Here is a 19,861-nt window from a genome sequence, read left to right as displayed (position 1 = left end):
AAGCAGTGACATGAAATTTAATACGGATCGGAGGGAAAAAAGGGAAGGGGCATCCGGTGATTTTGGTAAAATTGCTTTCGAATAACCGAGGGGAAGGTATCCATGTGATTATCCAAAAAGTGTTCGACCAAATAGCGTTCAACAAGTCCGTGAGACATCGTTAGCTCTCCCCACCACTCCGTTTCATATCGGCAAAGCATGCTGAGTAAATATAGCAGCAAGTAATGACTGGCCCATTCAGGAAGAGGTAGAGAAGAGGCAGAACCATTCCAAAAGAACAGGACGTTCTGATGTAAACGAAATAACGGGTGTTGATCCAGTTCAGACAGGGCACACTGAGGAAGGGTCAGTTCCTTTCTGTTTTTGCTATTTGCCCAGGAGGGCTTTTCCAAGTTACAAACAGATGGAGCCAGCCTGCAAATGTACTGAATGAAGGTCTCGGTTGAATAGGATAATGGCCCGTCCGTTTTTTCAGGAAAGGTAATGCGAATCAAATTATCCTGACTTATATGCGCAATCTTTAGCGTTAACCAGTTACGTGGTTTATCCGTAGCAATTCCGTAACTATCGCTCACGCTGGGGATAGATGAAAATAGGTCATGGACTGAATAGCGGTCTTGTAATGGCGCAAGCTGGAATGCGTGAGCTAATTGTGCAAAAAACCCTTCCTTTTGTGGACGAACCTCATCCTCCATAAGTATATAGGCGTTTCTTTTGAGCTTTCGTGTCGTGACACCATGTTGCAGAACACGACTGTTTTGGGGATAATACGGATCACGAGTCAATAACATCGCCTTCAACAAGTGAGTGCAGCCATAAAACAGCAGCAATGGCTGGATGGACAAGTCAGCAACAGCGGAAGTGGAATAAAAATGTCTGGCTTGTCTCCAGAGATACAGGAAACGCGAGCTTTGTTGAAATGCTAGTCGCTCGGCTTGCTCAGCACCCATGCCATGATAGCAGGCAGCCAAGTATTTACGTGCAGTTGGTTCTGTCTCAAAATAGCGTAATGTCTTCCAAGCGTTATCCATGTTACCCACCTTTACCAATTTTCGTAATATGGTTAAGTTTCCCTAATTGTTTTTTGATTTATCTGTCTAATACATTCTATAACCGAACAATATACTCATTTCTTGACAGTAAATTAAGCCGTTTGTTAAACTGTCTTAAACTATTCGCCGAGAGGAGCTTTCAACTGTGCGGGAAGACAAATTTGTTAAAGAGGGCTTAACGTTTGACGATGTATTGCTCATTCCAGCAAAATCTGAAGTTTTGCCAAGGGATGTTGATTTGCGAGTACAATTGAGTGAGAATGTGAAGTTGAATATTCCTCTGATCAGTGCTGGGATGGACACCGTAACGGAGTCTGGACTTGCAATCGCCATGGCTCGCCAAGGTGGTATCGGGATTGTCCATAAAAACATGACCATCGAGCAACAAGCAAGCGAAGTAGATCGTGTAAAACGCTCTGAAAGTGGCGTTATTACCAATCCATTCTCTTTGACCCAAGAACATACCGTTGAAGAGGCGAATGCTCTCATGGGTAAATATCGTATCTCCGGTGTTCCGATTGTCGATGCGAATCAAAAACTGATTGGAATTCTCACCAACCGCGATCTGCGCTTTGTGCATGACTTCTCCATCAAGATCAAAGAGGTTATGACCAAAGAAAATCTGGTGACGGCTCCTGTTGGTACTACACTGCAACAGGCAGAATTGATTCTGCAACAACATAAGATTGAAAAGCTCCCATTGGTGGATGAGAATAACACCCTGCGTGGACTCATTACGATTAAAGATATTGAAAAAGCAATCCAATACCCAAATGCAGCAAAAGATAACCAAGGCCGCTTGCTGTGTGGTGCTGCTGTTGGGGTATCTGCAGACACGTTTGAGCGTGCAGCAGCTCTTGTACAAGCTGGCGTGGACGTTTTGGTAATCGATACGGCTCATGGGCATTCCAAAGGCGTAATTGAAACGGTAAAAGCAGTTCGCAAAGAATACCCAACGCTCACCATCGTCGCAGGAAACGTTGCAACTGGAGAAGCTACTCGTGATCTGATCGAAGCTGGCGCATCTGTGGTGAAGGTTGGTATCGGTCCTGGTTCCATTTGTACAACTCGTGTTGTAGCAGGTATCGGGGTTCCGCAAATTACAGCGATCCACGATTGTGCACAGGTAGCACGAGAGTACAATATTCCAATTATTGCCGACGGCGGCATTAAATACTCCGGTGATTTGCCAAAAGCAATTGGTGCAGGTGCTTCAGTGATCATGATCGGCAGTCTGTTCGCTGGTACAGAAGAAAGTCCGGGCGAATTCGAGATTTTCCAAGGGCGTCGGTTCAAGGTATATCGTGGAATGGGATCGATTGGCGCGATGAAAGCCGGTAGTAAGGACCGTTACTTCCAAGAGAACGCACAGAAGCTCGTTCCGGAAGGGATCGAAGGCCGTGTTCCTTACAAAGGCCCATTGGCGGATGTCACGTATCAGTTGATTGGTGGACTGCGTGCAGGTATGGGATACTGCGGAGCGAAGACCATCGAAGATTTGATTCAAAACTCCCAGTTCGTTCGTATTACCGGCGCTGGCTTGCGTGAGAGCCACCCACACGATGTACAAATTACGAAAGAATCACCTAACTACTCAATTTCCTAAGCGAAAAATGATACGGAAGACCTACATCCCCTTTCTTTTATAAAGAGAGGGGATTTTTACTAGCTACTAACATATGGAAATAGGGGGAATCTCGCTTCAAGCTACCCTGCAACCTATGGTACACTTACAATTGTGTGCTTGTTTCATAAAAAATGAAATCGACAGAAATAGGAGAGTGAGAGATTACATGAAGCGAAAGACATGGACAAAGCGATTGACGGGTCTGTTCCTTTCTGTCGCTGTTTTTGCTACAGCAATGGGAGGAATGGTTTCAAAGGTGGAAGCTGCCCCTGTAGCATCTCAAGCGAATCTACAACTGGAAGCGAAGTCAGCCATTCTTGTTGAGGCATCGACGGGAAAGGTTCTCTATAGTAAAGATCCTGACGTAGCACTTCCGCCTGCGAGTATGAGTAAAATGATGACCGAATATCTGGTTCATGATGCCATCAAGCAAAAGAAAATGAAATGGGATGATGTCGTCCCTGTAAGTGAATATGCGTTTTATATCGCTAAAATTTCTGATTCGTCTGGTGTGTATTTGAATTTAGGCGAATCCTTTACGGTTAAACAATTGTACGAAGCGATGGCAATCGTATCGGCCAATGACGCTACTGTACTTTTGGCTGAGAAGATCGCAGGCAGTGAGCCAGCTTTTGTTGAACTGATGAACAAAAAGGCAGCAGAGCTTGGTATGAAAAATACGTCGTTCGTCACTTCTACTGGTTTGCCAGCAGATGAGTTGGGTCCATACTCAGTTCAGACCGATCAAAAAGAAAACCTGATGTCTGCTCGTGATTCAGCGATCCTTGCCCGTGCACTGATTCACGATTTCCCGGATGCGTTGGAGACCTCTAAAAAACCAATCTTCACCTTCCGTACAGGTACACCAAAAGAGTGGAGCAAGAAAAACTATAACTGGATGCTGCCTAGTCTGATTAGCTATTACCCAGGTGTAGACGGATTAAAAACGGGGCATACAAATGCAGCAGGTTATTGTTTTACAGGTACGGCTGTTCGCGACAACATGCGTTTGATTAGCGTTGTAATGAATGCAAGCACCGAGACAAAGCGTTTTGCTGAGACGAGAAAACTGTTTGACTACGGTTTTGGCAATTTCAAACTCACAAAACAAATGGACAAGAATGTACCAGTCAAAGGATTTGAAACAGCTCCTGTGAAAAACGGTGTAGAAGTAACTGTACCAGTTGTTACAGGCAGTGAAGTAAATATGATCACCAAAACCGGTACGGAAGCAAAATACACGCCAACGGTTACCTTCCAGGAGCTAACCGCACCGATTCAGCAAGGACAAGTTGTCGGTAAGATCGTTTTGAAAGAAGAAGGTATGAAGGAATCGGATTACTTGCAGCCTGAAGACGCAGCAAAAGCAGGCGTGGATATCGTAGCAGGACAGGCAGTAGAAGAAGCGAGCTGGATTCGTCTGTTCTTCCGCAGCATCATAGAGTTTTTCAGCAATTTGTTTAGCAGTGGAACCGGAAATTAAATAACTATTGTTTTCCCCTACATCTATCGTTTACAATGACGGTAACAGGAACCATAACACCGCATAACAGTTTCGGTTCTGACTCATGATGTAGGGGGTATTTGTAATGGTACAAGTAGGAACGTCCCGCGTTAAAAGAGGTATGGCTGAAATGCAAAAAGGCGGCGTCATTATGGACGTCGTGAATGCTGAACAAGCGAAAATTGCAGAAGCAGCGGGTGCTGTTGCTGTAATGGCTTTGGAGCGTGTACCGTCTGACATTCGTGCAGCTGGTGGAGTTGCGCGTATGGCTGACCTTAGCATTGTAGAGGAAGTACTGAATGCTGTTTCGATCCCTGTTATGGCAAAAGCTCGTATCGGTCATTTTGTTGAAGCGCGTGTTCTTGAGTCTCTAGGTGTAGATTATCTCGATGAGAGTGAAGTGCTCACTCCGGCAGATGACTTGTACCATATCAATAAAAAAGAGTTCACTGTACCGTTTGTATGTGGCGCCCGTGATCTGGGTGAAGCCCTCCGCCGTATTGGGGAAGGTGCATCCATGATCCGCACAAAAGGAGAGCCAGGTACCGGAAACATTGTAGAGGCTGTTCGTCACATGCGCACGATGATGTCCCAAATCCGTAAAGTGCAAGCCATGTCCTACGATGAACTGATGGCGGAAGCCAAGAACCTGGGTGCCCCATACGAACTGCTTGAAGAGGTACACAAAACAGGTAAGCTGCCAGTCGTAAACTTCGCAGCAGGTGGAGTAGCAACACCAGCAGATGCTGCCCTGATGATGCAACTCGGTTCCGATGGCGTGTTTGTTGGCTCTGGTATCTTTAAATCAGAGAATCCGGAGAAGTTTGCTCGCGCGATTGTGGAAGCGACTACTCACTACACGGATTACGAACTGATTGCTCGCGTATCCAAAGGCTTGGGGACGGCAATGCCAGGAATCGAAATCTCCAAAATTCGTGAAGCTGATCGCATGCAAGAGCGCGGCTGGTAAGGTGAGTAGCATGAAAATCGGCGTACTCGCTCTACAAGGAGCTGTAGCAGAACATCTGCGAATGCTAGAAGAGGTTGGTGCCACAGCTATCCCGGTCAAACGAGTAGAAGAACTGGATGACCTAGATGGACTGGTCATTCCTGGCGGAGAAAGCACCACGATTAGCAAGCTGATGCACAAGTACGGATTCATGGAGGCGGTTCAAGAGTTCGGTAAAGCGAACAAGCCGATCTTCGGAACTTGCGCAGGAGCGATTCTTCTGGCGAAACGGATTCAAGGGCAAGACGATCACCATTTAGGCTTGATGGATATAAAAGTGGAACGGAATGCTTTTGGTCGCCAAAAGGAGAGCTTTGAAGTGTTGATGCCTGTTGCCGATGTGGGGGCAGATTACCCGGCAGTGTTCATCCGGGCACCGTATATCATGGAAGTGGGAGAGAACGGTCAAGTCTTGGCTAAGCACGAAGACAAGATTGTTGTCGCCCGAAGCGGTCACTATTTGGCAGCAGCCTTTCACCCGGAATTGACCGAAGATACAAGACTGCACAAATACTTTCTCGACATGGTTAAGGAATACAGAAGCTAGCTGTCATACCGGAAGATCGGCCGTAAAAAGGCGCCGATCTTTTTTTCTGAAAAGATCGAGGTTGGGTACTCTTTACATACGTATAGAACCTGTAGTACAGTTAACAATAATAGTATTCATGAATGAGAATGCGATGATGAGAACAAGTACTTCACAAGAGCCAGGCCTAGAGAGTCGGTGGTAGGTGCGAACCGATCCGGTTATGTGAGGGAATCCATCTCGGAGTGGCAAAGGAACAACAACTTTGCCCGGAACCGTCCCGTTATGACGGAAGAGTGGACATATGCATGAAGGAATGCTGCATGTGTCAACGAGGGTGGCAACGCGGGTATACAACACTCGTCCCTTACCAGGGGACGGGTGTTTTTTGTTTTTTTTCAATACGATTCGGAGGGATTTACACATGTTGGACGTAAAAGTATTACGCCAGGATCTAGAAGAAGTAAAGCGCCGTTTGGCTCACCGTAATGAGGATATTTCTGCGTTGGATCAATTCGTAGAAGTAGATGAAAAGCGTCGTCAAGTCATCCAAGAAGCAGAAGCGCTGAAAAATAAGCGTAACACGGTTTCCGAGCAAGTAGCGGTTATGAAACGCAATAAGGAAAATGCAGACCATCTGATCGCGGAAATGAAAGAAGTAAATGAGCGCATCAAGGCTTTGGATGAAGAGCTGCGTCAACTGGATGAACAGCTGGAGTTCATTTTGCTGAGCCTCCCAAACCTTCCGCATGAAAGCACGCCGATCGGTACAACAGAAGACGATAACGTGATCGCCTGGACATGGGGAGATCCACGTGCGTTTGACTTCGAGATTAAGCCTCACTGGGAGCTGGCTAGCCAAGCAGGCATCCTCGATTTTGAAACCGCGGCAAAAGTAACAGGAAGCCGTTTTGTTTTCTATAAAGGCTTGGGCGCACGTCTGGAGCGCGCACTGATGAACTTCATGATGGATTTGCACTCGAATGAGCATGGCTATGAAGAAGTGATCCCACCGTATATCGTCAACCGTACGAGCATGACGGGAACGGGTCAATTGCCTAAGTTCGAAGAGGATGCATTCAAAATCGAAGGACCAGATTACTTCCTGATTCCAACGGCAGAGGTGCCAGTCACAAATATGCATCGTGATGAGATCATGGATGGAGCGGATCTTCCTCGCTACTACACTGCTTTCAGCGCATGTTTCCGCTCGGAAGCGGGTTCTGCTGGCCGTGATACGCGTGGGTTGATTCGTCAGCATCAATTCAACAAAGTTGAGCTGGTGAAATTCGTGAAACCAGAAGAGTCTTATGACGAACTCGACAAGCTGGTGAAAAACGCTGAGAAGGTGCTTCAACTGCTTGGATTGCCATACCGTGTCCTGAGCATGTGCACAGGCGATCTTGGTTTTACGGCTGCGAAGAAATTCGACATCGAGGTTTGGATTCCGAGCGGCGACACATACCGTGAGATTTCTTCTTGCTCGAACTTTGAAGATTTCCAAGCACGCCGTGCGAATATCCGTTTCCGTCGCGATACGAAATCGAAGCCGGAATTTGTGCATACCTTGAATGGTTCTGGTTTGGCGATTGGACGTACAGTAGCAGCGATCTTGGAGAACTACCAAGAGGCAGACGGAGCAATCGTGATTCCAGAAGTTCTTCGTCCATACATGGGCGGAGTAGACAAGATCGCACCGAAGTAATAACCGAGAGAGTTAAAAAGCAGCTCTTGATCCATAACGGGTCAAGGGCTGTTTTATATTGTGTACTAATACAGGTGGAAATTTTTAAAAAACGTGTTGCACTGTACTAATCTCTGTTATATAATAAAAACAAATTTTAAGAATATTGTTTTAATACAGAAATGGAGGAATGGAGAATGGACTGCTATCGGTGTGAAGGAAACGGAGAACAAAATTGCCCAAAATGTGGAGGCGTTGGTCGTGATGCCAACGGAGCGGCTTGCCACAAGTGCTTGGGAGACGGCCATGTATGCTGCAGTCATTGTAGTGGCAGTGGGTATCAGGAGTAGGATATTTTTTTGTCACTACTGTTATATAATAAAAATAATTTTATAAGTCTGTACCATAATAACTTTGAATTGAGGGAGGAGGAGCTGTTTTGACTACCGTACCAACGAATCCATATCCGCTGGAGGTGCAGATTTCCGGTGAGATGCACCCTGGTTATCAAGATATCCTGACACCAGAAGCGATTCAATTCGTGATGAAGCTGGAGCAAAGGTTTGGCGACAGACGACAACAATTGTTGGCTAAACGTGTGGAGCGTCAATTGCAAATCGATGCAGGTCAACTACCGGATTTTCTACAGGAAACAGCGGACATTCGTAAAGGAGATTGGACTGTTGCTCCATTGCCCAAAGATTTGCAGGACAGACGTGTGGAGATTACGGGACCTTCGGGTGACCGGAAAATGGTCATCAATGCACTGAACTCGGGTGCTCGGCTTTTCATGGCTGACTTTGAGGACGCGAATTCACCGACCTGGGAGAACACCATCCAAGGCCAAATCAACATGAAGGATGCAGTACGCCGCAATATCTCTTACATCAGTCCACAAGGCAAATCATACACCCTCAATGAAAAGACAGCGGTTTTGATCGTGCGTCCTCGTGGCTGGCATCTTGAAGAAAAGCACGTCCTCCTTGATCAAAAACCGATCTCCGGCAGCCTGCTTGACTTCGGACTTTACTTTTACCACAACGTAGATGCTCTTATCGCGAATCAGACAGCACCGTATTTCTACTTACCGAAACTGGAAAGCCACTTGGAGGCTCGCCTCTGGAACGACGTCTTCCTTTTCGCGCAGGATGAATTAAATATTCCTCGCGGCACGATTCGCGCGACAGTACTGATCGAAACCATTCTCGCAGCTTTTGAGATGGATGAGATTCTGTATGAGCTGCGCGAGCATAGTGCAGGACTGAATTGCGGACGTTGGGATTACATTTTCAGCTATATCAAAAAGCTGCGGAATCAGCCTGATGTGATTACACCGGATCGTGCCCAAGTAACCATGACCGTTCCGTTCATGAAAGCATACACAACGCTGGCCGTGAAGACTTGCCATAAACGGATGGCACCCTGCATCGGCGGAATGGCTGCACAAATTCCGGTGAAAAATGACCCGGTACAAAACGCAGAAGCCATTGCCAAAGTGCGCGCTGACAAAGAGCGGGAAGCGTACGATGGACATGATGGGACTTGGGTTGCTCACCCGGGGCTAGTGCCGGTAGCCATGGAAGTGTTCGATCGCCTGATGAGAGAGCCGAACCAAATTTGGTACAAACGTGAAGACGTAGACGTATCTGCTAGTCACCTGCTGGCAGTCCCAGAGGGCACGATTACAGAAGCGGGCGTCCGTACGAACATAAGCGTAGGTTTGCAGTACATCGAGGCTTGGTTGCGAGGCTCTGGGGCTGTGCCGATCAACAATCTGATGGAGGATGCGGCTACAGCAGAAATTTCCCGGGCACAGGTCTGGCAATGGATGCGCCATCGTCACGGAGTCTTGCAGGATGGGAGAAAGGTGACGGAAGGCTTGGTGAAGCAGTGGCTGAGTGAGGAGCTGCAAGCGATCAAGCAAGCAATTGGCCAAGAGAGGTACGACAACAGCAAGTATCCGATTGCTGGAGATCTGTTCTTGCAATTGGTAACGACAGAAGATTTTGAAGACTTCCTAACAGTACCGGGTTATCGCTATTTGTAAAAATAATAAGAGTGGGGGAAATGAAAATGAAAAAAGTAAACAATCAGGAAGCGATTCAACAGGTGGAGCAAAGCTGGCAGGGTGAGCGATTTAAAGGAATTACACGTCCGTATACGGCAGAAGATGTCGTTCGTCTGCGCGGTTCCGTACAAATTGAGCATACACTGGCTCGTCTGGGAGCAGAGCGTCTATGGGAGCTGTTGCATACCGAGCATCATATTAAAGCGTTGGGGGCTTTGACCGGGAATCAAGCGATTCAGCAGGTAAAGGCAGGATTAAAAGCGATTTATTTGAGTGGCTGGCAGGTAGCGGCCGATGCCAATCTGTCTGGTCAGATGTATCCTGATCAAAGCCTCTACCCGGCAAACAGTGTGCCACAAGTCGTAAAAAGAATTAATCAGGCATTGCAACGGGCTGATCAAATCGATCAATCAGAAGGTGGTACCGATACGAATTGGTTTGCTCCGATCGTGGCAGACGCAGAAGCGGGCTTTGGTGGGCCACTGAACGTCTTTGAATTGATGAAGGGCATGATTGAAGCGGGCGCAGCAGGTGTGCATTTTGAAGACCAGCTGGCTTCCGAGAAAAAATGCGGCCATATGGGCGGAAAGGTACTGATTCCGACGCAGGCGGCTGTACGTAATCTGATTTCCGCCCGCTTTGCGGCAGATGTGATGGGAGTTCCAACAATTATCGTAGCGCGTACAGACGCCAATGGCGCTTTCCTGATCACTAGCGACATCGACGAGCAGGATAAACCATTCCTGACGGGTGAACGAACGGCAGAAGGATTCTTCCGTCTACGCGGCGGATTGGATGCAGCAATTGCGCGTGGCCTTGCGTACGCTCCCTATGCAGATTTGATCTGGTGCGAGACTTCTGAGCCGAATCTGGAGGAAGCACGCCGTTTTGCAGAGGCGATTCATGCCAAATATCCGGGAAAACTGTTAGCGTACAATTGCTCTCCTTCTTTCAACTGGAAAAAGAAGCTGGATGAACAGACCATTGCTCGCTTCCAGGAAGAGATTGGCGAGATGGGCTACAAGTTCCAATTTGTCACGCTCGCTGGCTTCCACTCCCTGAATTACAGCATGTTTGAATTGGCGCGCGGCTATCGTGACCGCGGAATGGCTGCCTACTCTGAATTGCAGCAGTCTGAGTTCGATAGCGAAGTCCATGGCTATACGGCCACTCGTCATCAGCGTGAAGTGGGTACCGGGTATTTCGATGAGGTTGCGCAGGTCATCTCTGGCGGCAATTCCTCTACGACTGCCCTCAGCGGGTCAACGGAAGAGGAGCAATTTGCTCATAATTAAAGAGGAAAAACGAAGGCCTAGGTGGTTCTCTGGTATTCAGAGGGCCACTTTTTGCGTTCACTTCTATTTTTCATAGAGTCTTAATAGCTTTTTAACAACGCATTTATATCAGTTTCATTTTGATTGTTTACGATTGGGTTAGAAAAAGCCAAAAGACCAAACACAAATAAAAACGAAAAGGGGCCTTAAAGATGAGAGGGAACCAGTTAAGCTGGAAACGAACCATTGTTGTCATGACATCCGTTTTTCTGCTTGCGGGATGTGCCACCGAGACGAAATCAGGCACTTCTCTGGATACGTCGCAATTGACCCTGGATCAAATTGTAGAAAAAGCGAAGCAGGAGGGAGAAGTTAACTCCGTGGGAATGCCGGACACGTGGGCAAACTGGGGGGAAACCTGGAGCAATCTTGGAAAAGAATACGGCTTGAAGCATACCGACACAGACATGTCGAGCGCAGAAGAATTGGCTAAGTTTGAAGCAGAAAAAGAAGACGCTACTGCAGATATCGGTGATGTAGGTATTGCTTTTGGACCGTTAGCCAAACAAAAAGGGCTGACGCTGCCTTACAAAACCTCTTACTGGAACGACATTCCCGATTGGGCAAAAGATGATGAAGGACATTGGTTGCTAGGCTATACCGGAACGTTGGCCTTTATCACTGACAAGACAAAGGTGCAAAATCCCCCGAAATCCTGGGCAGATTTGAAAAACGGTAGCTACAAGGTCGCGATCGGCGATGTCATGAAAGCGAACCAGGCGCAATTTGCCGTTCTGGCCGCCGCTTATGCTAATGGGGGAGATGAGAAAAATATTCAGCCCGGCATTGACTTTTTCGCTGAGTTGGCCAAAAACAAGCGGCTCAGTACGAGCGATCCAAGCCTTGCCAATCTAGAAAAGGGTGAGGTAGAGGTCGCAATCTTGTGGGACTTCAATGCGCTTGGGTATCGGGACAAAATCGATAAGAACCGCTTTGATGTCCTCATCCCGGAGGAAGCATCAGTCAGCAGCGGGTACGCTACAGTAATCAACAAGTACGCCAAGCACCCACACGCTGCCATGCTGGCTCGTGAATACATTCTCTCCGACGCTGGACAGTCCAATTTGGCTCGCGGCTATGCACGACCGATTCGCGCCAACGCCAAGCTGGATGAATCCGCTAAAGCCATGCTGCTCCCCGATGATATGTATAAAAACGCACGTCCGGTGGGCGATTTGACTGCTTGGGAAGAGACGGCTAAAAAGTTGCCGCAGTTATGGCAAGAGAAGGTGTTAATCCATGTGCGCTAGCAAGCTCGCCATGATTGTGCTCGACGGATTGAGATTTGACACAGCCGTCTCGCACATGGGGTATCTGCATCACTTGGTCGAATACGGCATTGCGGCCCGTTTTCAGGTGAGATCGGAATTACCCAGTCTATCTCGTCCTTTGTACGAGGTTCTTTTAACAGGAACTCCTGTGTGGAAGAATGGTATTTCTAGCAATCAGACGGTTCGGCTTTCGCATCAGGAGAGTCTCTTTCACCTGACGCAAAAAAACGGGATGTCCAACGCTGCTGCCGCTTATGGCTGGGTAAGCGAGCTATATAACAAGGCTCCATTCAACCCGTTTTACGACCGAATCCAATTGAACTCCGACAAACCGATACAAAACGGGATGTTCTACTGGGAAGATCACTATCCGGATACACACTTGTTTGCTGACGCCAACTTTTTGTTGAATGGATACAATCCAGATTTTCTTTACGTCCACTCCATGAATATCGACGATGATGGCCATAAGTATACGGCTGATTCCGCGCAATATCGAAATCGCGTTCTGGCGGCAGATTCGATACTGGCAAATGTGCTTCCTGCGTGGATCGATGCGGGTTATCAAATCATCGTGACAGCCGATCACGGGATGACAGCCGATGGAAATCATGGTGGCACTTCTAGCGCTGACCGGGACGTTCCCTTGTTTGTCATCAGCAACCTGATATCTCCGGGGATTCGCGAGGAGGCAATTCCGCAATTGCAGGTGGCTCCGCTTGCCTGCCATTTGCTTGGCATCTCCCCCTCGAAGGAGATGCAGCCATTGAACGTATGAGGGCTGAGCAAGACGTCTCCCTAAGGGGGCGTCTTTTCCTCTAAGAAAGGAGCTTTTGCGATGAAACGATTTGTCAGTATGTTTTGGGTCACGACGATTCCGTTCTTTGCAATGATCGCTCTGTTTCTTCTCGTCCCGTTGCTTTCCATGATTGGAGGGAGCTTTCAGGCCGAGGGGGGCGGCGGTTTTACCATAAGTAACTATCGTGAGATTTTTTCAAATCCGTATTACCTGCAGGCTTTTGAGAACAGTGTGCTGATCTCGTTCCTGTCTGCTCTCATTGGAATCGTCGTTGCTGTTTTTGCCACTTATGCGATTACCCGTTTCCCACAGGCTCTGCAACAGCGAGTGCTTGTCATTACCAATCTAACCTCAAATTTTGCGGGGATTCCACTCGCTTTTGCCTTCATTGTCCTGTTGGGAAACAGTGGATTGTTTGTTTTGCTTGCGAGGCAACTGGGGATTGATTTTAGTCAGTCCTTTACTCTGTATTCGTGGAGCGGCTTGACGCTTGTTTATATTTATTTTCAACTGCCCCTGGCAGTAATGCTTTTGTATCCCCTGTACAACGCCATTCAGAAGCAATGGATGGAAGCAGCCGAGCTGCTTGGGGCAAGTCCATGGGAGTTTTGGCTGAGAATCGGGTTTCCGGTACTCCTTCCGGGTATCGTCGGCACATTCAGCATTCTGTTTGCCAATGCAATGGGTGCTTATGCTTCTGCCTACGCGCTCACCGGGAGCAACTACAATCTAGTGCCCATTCGGATTGGTGCGCTAGTATCTGGCGACATTTTTGCAAGACCCGAGCTAGGTAGCGCACTCGGAGTACTGCTTGGCCTGACGCTTGCCGCCGCCCTGCTCGTGAACGAGTGGCTGACGCGGAAGATTCGGAGGGATTTATCTTGAAGCGGATCAGTTTGCCATCCTTGTCGTTTGCGTTGGTCATGTTGTATTTGTTTTTGCCAGTAGTTGCTACCATTCTTTACTCACTGGCAACCGAGTGGAATAGCACGGTTTTGCCGGAAGGACTCACAGGAAAATGGTTTGCGGAGCTGTATGCCGATCCGCGATTCTTACAGGCATTCGGGCGTTCTTTTCTGCTCAGCTTTCTGACGACAGTCGTTGCCGTCGTCATTATTGTTCCTGCTGTATTCTCCATTATCGTCTACGCTCCCCGGATGGAGAGGCTGGTTCAGATTTTGGTGATGCTCACCTATGCCGTTCCCGGTGTTATTATGGCAGTCGGTTTGATCCGTACTTATTCAGGAAACGGAATTCCCATGGTGATCATCACAGCGGGGGCGTATTTGGTCGGTTTGCTTCCGTATCTTTATCAGGGAACGCGCAACAGCCTGCTTGCCATGCAGGCACGTTCGTTGATGGAGGCAGCCGAGCTATTAGGTGCGAGCCACTGGCAGGCGTTCGTACGAATTATCGTTCCGAATATCATGTCTGGAATTTTCGTGTCCTCACTCTTGTCGTTCTCCATTTTGTTTGGTGAATTCGTTCTGATTAACATTCTGGTGGGAGGAAGGTTTGAAACCCTGCAGATGTATCTGTACGCCAAGCTATCGTCAAGTGGACATGTCGCCAGCGCGATTACAGTCACTTATTTTGTCCTGATGGCTATTATCACTGGTCTGGTTGTAAAATTCACGCGCCGAAGCTTCGCACGCAAGGAGGTCCCCTGATGAGTTACGTCCAAATCAAAAACTTGTCCAAAACCTTTCACGGTCAACACGTGCTGCAGCAACTTGATCTTGCGATTGAAAAAGGCGAGCTGGTTACCTTGCTTGGCCCTAGCGGTTGTGGCAAAAGTACGCTGTTACGCATCCTCAGTGGGTTGACGGCTCCTGATACAGGCATGATCTACATTGACGGCAAAGATGTGACGGACGTGTCGCCCAAAAACAGGCAGATCGGCATGGTGTTCCAATCGTATGCGCTCTTTCCCAATCTTACGGTCAGTCAAAACATTGCCTTTGGCCTGGAAATGAACAAAATCTCGAAAACGGAGATTCGTCTGCGTGTCCAGGAAATGATTGAGCTGGTGGGATTGGTGGGAAAGGAGCAGGCTTACCCACGTGAATTGTCTGGTGGTCAGCAGCAGCGTGTCGCACTCGCCCGTTCTCTGGTCACCCGGCCAAAAGTACTTTTGCTCGATGAGCCGCTTAGTGCGCTTGATGCCCAGATTCGTAAAAATTTGCAAAAGCAGCTACGTACCATTCAACGTGAGTTAAACATGACGACTGTGCTGGTTACTCACGATCAGGAAGAAGCCATGGCTGTCAGTGACCGCATCTACATCATGAATGGCGGACGAATCGTTCAGCACGGCAGTCCTCAAGAGATTTACACGCAACCTCGTTCTGAATTTGTCGCTCGCTTCATTGGCAATTACAACGTGCTGACTGCCGAACAGCTTACCCGAATAACACCTAATTTGCCTCATCCGGCAGTTGAACGTTTTGCAATCCGTCCTGAGACGTTTCATGAGCAGCCTTTGAATGGGGAGGACATCTGTTTGACCGGGAATATCGCTCAGGTAACCATGCTCGGCAACATTACCCGTTACGAGCTGAACATTGGTGATGTTCCTATACTGGTGGACACTCTTCACCTGTCCTTTGAGCAGGAGCAGATCGGCACAACAAAAACATTGTATGTAAGTCCCAAGGATGTGATTCCGCTTTATGACACTATTGCCTGAAGAACGACAGCAAGTGATTCTCGACGAATTGAACCGTCACGGTAAAATTCAGGTGATGAGTCTGGCAAAAACCCTGGCAGTAACACCGGAGACCATACGACGTGATCTGGACCAGTTGGAGCAGCAGCGTTTGTTAAAGCGAGTGTACGGAGGAGCGATTCCTTATCATTTGGCGAAACGCGAGCCGCATTTTGAAAAGAAACAGGCGATCCAACAGACGGCAAAAACGAAAATCGGGCAAATCGCGGCAGAACTTTTGTCTGACGGGGATACCATCGCGCTCGATGTCGGGACGACAACACTGGAATTGGCACGTGCTATCAAGGGCCTCAATCAATTAACGATTGTCACGAATTCACTCCCCGCCGCTTCTTTACTAAATGAGCTGTTGGAAGCCAATCAATTCAACGGTCAGGTCATTATGCTGGGGGGGCTGACCCATCCGGCCCAAAAATCGGTTGCCGGGGCGTTTACCTGCGAGCTGCTCTCTCGTTTTCATTTTGATAAAGCGTTCATTTCTTGTGGAGGGATCACGGCTGATGGCTTCACCGATTATGACATGGAAGAAACGCTGTGCTCGACCATGATGGTACAGCGATCGGAGCAAGTCTATGTATTGGGAGACACATCGAAGATCGGCCAAACGCAATTTTTTCGTATTTGCGGCTGGCAGGATGTCAGCGCGGTTGTTTGTGACCAGCCGATGCCGGATGAATGGCTATCGTCTGGCATGCAAACGACCTGGATAAGCGAACATCCGGGAAGGAGAGATTTCACATGTTGATCGACTATCATCTTCATCTAGAAGAAGGGCCTTTTTCATTGCGTTGGCTCGAACGTACCAATATGGCCCTCGACCATTTTTATCCGTTATCTGAACCTCGACATACCCGTGCCTGGCTGCTGGACAGTCTTGCGCGATTAAATAACCGCATGTCTTTGGGGGCATACGACCCATCCTGGATCGATCTGTATTTACGTGAAGCGTTAAACAAAGGCTTGAAGGAAGTAGGGATCGTCGATCATTTATACCGCTTTCGTGAAGCCCGTCCTTACTTTGAACGGTATATGGAGCTGGGGGACACCGAGTTGGGTCGCTTGCAGCGCACGTGGCTTGATCAAGTATGCACCGAGAGCCTCAGTGACTTTTGTGTCGCCATTGAGGAAGCAAAGCAGCGTTGGTCGGCAAGCGGTGTGGAGTTGCGGTTGGGGCTCGAAGCGGATTACTTTATCGGCGGGGAGGCAGAATTGGAAAGCTTGCTCGCAGGTGCTTCGTGGGATTATGTGATCGGTTCGGTTCATTTTTTGCAAGGATGGGGCTTTGACAATCCCGATACTCGCCATCTGTTTGAGCAGCATGACCTGAAAACGTTATACGCGGACTTTTTCCACACAGTTGAGTCCATGATCAGGAGCAATTTGTTTGATTTTGTTGCCCATCTGGATAATCTGAAAGTGTTCTCCTATCGTCCAGAGGAATCGGAGCTTCTTCCTTATTACCACCGAATTGCAACTGCTTTGAAGGAAACGGATACAGCGACCGAAATCAATGCAGGCTTGTACTACCGCTATCCGGTTCAGGAAATGTGCCCCAGTCCCGCCTTCCTCGACGTTTTGGTGGCGCATGAAGTTCCGCTGACACTCTCGTCCGACGCGCACTTTCCCGATGATATTGGGAGATACGTGGCGGTGAATCTGGAGATCCTCCATTCAATGGGGGTAACGGAGATTGCCACTTTTTCCGGTCGTCAACGGATCATGAAGCCGATCCAATATGCTTGACTGTGAAAAGCAGCGTGTTTTGAACAAAATAGGATTGAGATGCAAAAAACCTTGGGATGCCAAGGTTTTTTTGTTGTCTTTAGATCCGACTTGTATTTGCCGAAAAATGGATAAACACATATAATAAGAATGTAGGTAATCATACTTGTCCCCGTAGCTCAGCAGGATAGAGCAACGGTTTCCTAAACTGTAGGTCGGAGGTTCGAATCCTCTCGGGGACGCCATTGTAGGGAAAACCTTGGTGTATCAAGGTTTTTTCTTTTTTATGCATCCCCCTCATCGTTTATTTGGAAAATACTGAGACGTAGATCTTGTCTCACACGTATACCTTGTAGCAAAAAACGATGGAGATAAGGGGTGTTTCCTTTGAAAAAAGTGATCGTAAGCATGGTCTTGGCTATTTTCTTTAGCGGTTGTAGCTCAGATGCGGTCGTACAAAAACAGACTGCCGCGCCACCTGCAAAAGAGGCAGCGAACGCTGGCGCAGAACAGAAACAATCGGTGGACAGCACTACAAGCTATGACAAAATTGCGGGCTATTTGCAAGAAGAGAGCAACAAAGCTTTCTCCCCTTACTATGAGCTGCTCGAGTTTACCCTAACGGATTATGAAGAGAAGACAGTGGATGGAAAAGTAGAAGCGACATTCGGATATCAAGTGAAATACAAAAATTTTGAAAAAGACCCCGACACCGTGGACTACATCAAGGCTGCAAAAGAAAAAAACGATCCCAACTACCAACAGCTATATGATGAGTATTTGCAGCCCAAGGACATGAATTTTCATTTGAAAGCGGTAATGGAAGATGCGGACTCCATAACGCTTTACACCAATGTGAGTCCAAAAGGAATCGAATGGGAAAAGGCAGTCATGTCTGATTTCATCCTGAAGAAATAAAATAGCGACTTGATTGTAGGCCGCGTAGTCACGCGGTCTTATCCATTTTTCTCGCACCAGTACTCGTACTCATTGTCGATCCAATCTTTAATATGGTCGTAATTCTCCCAAGTATCTTCCACGTGATACACACTTGGCTCGCAATCAAAAGCTTCTAGATAATGATAGCGATACTCCCCAGTTTCGAAATCGAAGTAAAACATCGCGAACTGGTTTCCTTCTTCATTTAGCATGTCTTTTGCCAATACTCCACCCGTCTTCTCATAGACCTCAGGACCAGTCATCTTCCTTTGTTTAAAATCAGCGATTAGGTTTTCGTAACTCTTTTGGAAATCCTCGCTAACCATATCATTTTCAATCAACCAGCCAATGAAAAAGCCTGTATGTACATATGCCTGTTTTCGAGGAAGATCCTCCTCAAAGTTTTCGTAATGATATTTCGCTTTATCGTATACCGTTGTCATTAGCAAATCCTCTCTTTCTATTTGCCCGTTTTTCAAAAATTATACAGCATAGATGTAATCCTAAAAAGTCAAAAGAGGATGATGGAGGAAGGGTGGGTTCCAACAGGATACATATATCAGATGACAGTGAACAATGCCCCGCGACATTTTATCTATTATGGAAGCCGTTCGGTTGGGTTTGTAAAGAACCTGTCGTCTGTTGAAGGAGGATATAAGGTTCGCGATTTTGAACAGGTTGTCCAAAAGATGCGGAAAGAAAAACACGAAGAAGAGAAAAGGCAATCGATCTGGAAGCTGTATTTGATTACAGCCGGAAGAAGCAACCTCCTAACAATGTCATTAAGAAAAATACAACCATACGAGAAAGAAAAAGAATGTAAAGCCTGAAAGAACACCGATTCAACAGCCCCTACCCAAAAAGAAAGAAATAAGAGTAGAAGAAAAAAGTATGATGGCGGACTGTTTGATCAATTTAAAAACAACCATTGATAAGCAAAAACCCGTCCCTAGCCCTAGCTGGAGACGGGTTTTTCATTCTATTCTATAACGTATACTCACTTAAAATAAACTGCGGAGCTAACAAGTACTCAACGGGATATAAATCATTTCTTCTTGTTAGTAACGCCTTCACTAACCCAATTTGATACTCTCCCATAACTTCAATGATCACGAACGCATCCTTCTTCTCATTCAGAGGATAAATCACATTGCTCGAATCAAAGACTTTGTGATCTATATCCAATGTTACCAGGTGAGAGGGTAGACCTTTCCACTCAGTACGATAAACCACAAACGCTTTATTTTCTAACAAGTGAACCAGCTTGTCTTTGGATAAATTAAGTTCAATCCCTGTCATGTAGCCTTGCTCATCGAGATCGTTCTTGTATTCCATATCGATCTCATCGTCAACCGCCTTCTTGTACGTTTTCGTGGATAAACGCATGTCATCCAACAGCTTTCCCCTGTTGAAATCAACGACTAAGGGGATGTGCAACAAGGAAGGTTGGACATAACGGCTAATCTTGTTATCCTTCTCCTTTTGATAATCTATCATTTTCTTATCGGGTTGCTGCAAATAAATATAGCCCATGTTGCAGTAAGCATCACATGTAATAATCATGAGGCTTTCCTCTCTTTCTTTAAAGAACTCGAGCA

At 47.2% G+C, this 19,861-nt stretch carries 18 protein-coding genes, 1 tRNA gene and 1 other annotated feature; of the genes, 16 read left to right on the top strand and 3 right to left on the bottom strand.

What is annotated here, in order from left to right; all coding sequences use genetic code 11:
• Positions 1–17 precede the first annotated feature (17 nt).
• Complete coding sequence (locus HPY31_RS26890) at positions 18–1,031, bottom strand: YaaC family protein (protein ID WP_172143097.1); 1,014 nt, start codon at positions 1,029–1,031, stop codon at positions 18–20.
• A gap of 166 nt (positions 1,032–1,197) precedes the next feature.
• Here HPY31_RS26890 and guaB point away from each other — a divergent pair, with 166 nt between their 5' ends.
• From guaB to HPY31_RS26810, 16 genes are all read left to right on the top strand, one after another.
• Positions 1,198–2,658 carry an IMP dehydrogenase gene (guaB, locus tag HPY31_RS26885; protein ID WP_172143096.1) on the top strand — a complete coding sequence of 487 codons (1,461 nt, stop codon included), beginning with the start codon at positions 1,198–1,200 and terminating at the stop codon, positions 2,656–2,658.
• 187 nt (positions 2,659–2,845) lie between these two features.
• Positions 2,846–4,162: a D-alanyl-D-alanine carboxypeptidase family protein gene (locus HPY31_RS26880; RefSeq protein ID WP_172143095.1), complete on the top strand. Its 1,317-nt coding sequence runs from the start codon at positions 2,846–2,848 to the stop codon at positions 4,160–4,162.
• A gap of 106 nt (positions 4,163–4,268) precedes the next feature.
• The gene (gene pdxS / locus HPY31_RS26875) at positions 4,269–5,153 is read left to right on the top strand and encodes a pyridoxal 5'-phosphate synthase lyase subunit PdxS (RefSeq protein ID WP_012683798.1); all 885 of its coding nucleotides are present in this window, start codon (positions 4,269–4,271) and stop codon (positions 5,151–5,153) included.
• 10 nt (positions 5,154–5,163) lie between these two features.
• Positions 5,164–5,739 carry a pyridoxal 5'-phosphate synthase glutaminase subunit PdxT gene (pdxT, locus tag HPY31_RS26870; RefSeq protein WP_172143094.1) on the top strand — a complete coding sequence of 192 codons (576 nt, stop codon included), beginning with the start codon at positions 5,164–5,166 and terminating at the stop codon, positions 5,737–5,739.
• A 124-nt stretch (positions 5,740–5,863) separates the two neighbouring features.
• Positions 5,864–6,089 (top strand) — a binding site (T-box leader).
• A gap of 53 nt (positions 6,090–6,142) precedes the next feature.
• Positions 6,143–7,423 (top strand): serine--tRNA ligase, encoded by a 1,281-nt coding sequence (gene serS, locus HPY31_RS26865; RefSeq protein ID WP_172143093.1) that lies wholly within the window; start codon positions 6,143–6,145, stop codon positions 7,421–7,423.
• A gap of 418 nt (positions 7,424–7,841) precedes the next feature.
• On the top strand, positions 7,842–9,449 hold the full coding sequence (aceB, locus tag HPY31_RS26860) for a malate synthase A (protein WP_172143092.1): 1,608 nt from the start codon (positions 7,842–7,844) through the stop codon (positions 9,447–9,449).
• A gap of 26 nt (positions 9,450–9,475) precedes the next feature.
• Entirely contained in the window at positions 9,476–10,765 is a 1,290-nt protein-coding gene (aceA, locus tag HPY31_RS26855) for an isocitrate lyase (protein ID WP_172143091.1), read from the top strand.
• Between the two features lie 191 nt (positions 10,766–10,956).
• Positions 10,957–12,054: an ABC transporter substrate-binding protein gene (locus HPY31_RS26850; RefSeq protein ID WP_172143090.1), complete on the top strand. Its 1,098-nt coding sequence runs from the start codon at positions 10,957–10,959 to the stop codon at positions 12,052–12,054.
• Positions 12,044–12,853, top strand: coding sequence for an alkaline phosphatase family protein (locus HPY31_RS26845; RefSeq protein WP_172143089.1), 810 nt, complete (start codon positions 12,044–12,046; stop codon positions 12,851–12,853). The genes HPY31_RS26850 and HPY31_RS26845 overlap by 11 nt, the downstream gene beginning before the upstream one ends.
• Before the next feature lie 60 nt (positions 12,854–12,913).
• On the top strand, positions 12,914–13,759 hold the full coding sequence (locus HPY31_RS26840) for an ABC transporter permease (protein WP_172143088.1): 846 nt from the start codon (positions 12,914–12,916) through the stop codon (positions 13,757–13,759).
• The gene (locus HPY31_RS26835; RefSeq protein ID WP_172143087.1) at positions 13,756–14,544 is read left to right on the top strand and encodes an ABC transporter permease; all 789 of its coding nucleotides are present in this window, start codon (positions 13,756–13,758) and stop codon (positions 14,542–14,544) included. The genes HPY31_RS26840 and HPY31_RS26835 overlap by 4 nt, the downstream gene beginning before the upstream one ends.
• Positions 14,544–15,563 (top strand): ABC transporter ATP-binding protein, encoded by a 1,020-nt coding sequence (locus tag HPY31_RS26830; RefSeq protein WP_172143086.1) that lies wholly within the window; start codon positions 14,544–14,546, stop codon positions 15,561–15,563. Before HPY31_RS26835 ends, HPY31_RS26830 begins: the two co-directional genes overlap by 1 nt.
• Entirely contained in the window at positions 15,547–16,347 is an 801-nt protein-coding gene (locus HPY31_RS26825) for a DeoR/GlpR family DNA-binding transcription regulator (RefSeq protein WP_016740859.1), read from the top strand. The genes HPY31_RS26830 and HPY31_RS26825 overlap by 17 nt, the downstream gene beginning before the upstream one ends.
• On the top strand, positions 16,341–17,345 hold the full coding sequence (locus tag HPY31_RS26820; protein WP_172143085.1) for a histidinol phosphate phosphatase domain-containing protein: 1,005 nt from the start codon (positions 16,341–16,343) through the stop codon (positions 17,343–17,345). Before HPY31_RS26825 ends, HPY31_RS26820 begins: the two co-directional genes overlap by 7 nt.
• A gap of 147 nt (positions 17,346–17,492) precedes the next feature.
• Positions 17,493–17,569 (top strand) — tRNA-Arg (locus HPY31_RS26815).
• Between the two features lie 133 nt (positions 17,570–17,702).
• Positions 17,703–18,242, top strand: coding sequence for a hypothetical protein (locus tag HPY31_RS26810; protein WP_371811801.1), 540 nt, complete (start codon positions 17,703–17,705; stop codon positions 18,240–18,242).
• Positions 18,243–18,280: 38 nt separating this feature from the next.
• Here the strand turns inward: HPY31_RS26810 and HPY31_RS26805 are convergent, their stop codons facing one another.
• Positions 18,281–18,706, bottom strand: coding sequence for a DUF7832 domain-containing protein (locus HPY31_RS26805; RefSeq protein ID WP_172143084.1), 426 nt, complete (start codon positions 18,704–18,706; stop codon positions 18,281–18,283).
• Positions 18,707–19,247: 541 nt separating this feature from the next.
• On the bottom strand, positions 19,248–19,826 hold the full coding sequence (locus HPY31_RS26800) for a hypothetical protein (protein ID WP_172143083.1): 579 nt from the start codon (positions 19,824–19,826) through the stop codon (positions 19,248–19,250).
• Between the last annotated feature and the right edge of the window lie 35 nt (positions 19,827–19,861).

It is taken from the genome of Brevibacillus sp. HB1.3, assembly GCF_013186635.1.
Classification (GTDB): Bacteria; Bacillota; Bacilli; order Brevibacillales; family Brevibacillaceae; genus Brevibacillus; species Brevibacillus brevis_D.
The sequence above is the reverse complement of the archived record's forward strand: the minus strand, read 5'-3'. Positions and strand labels throughout refer to the sequence as shown.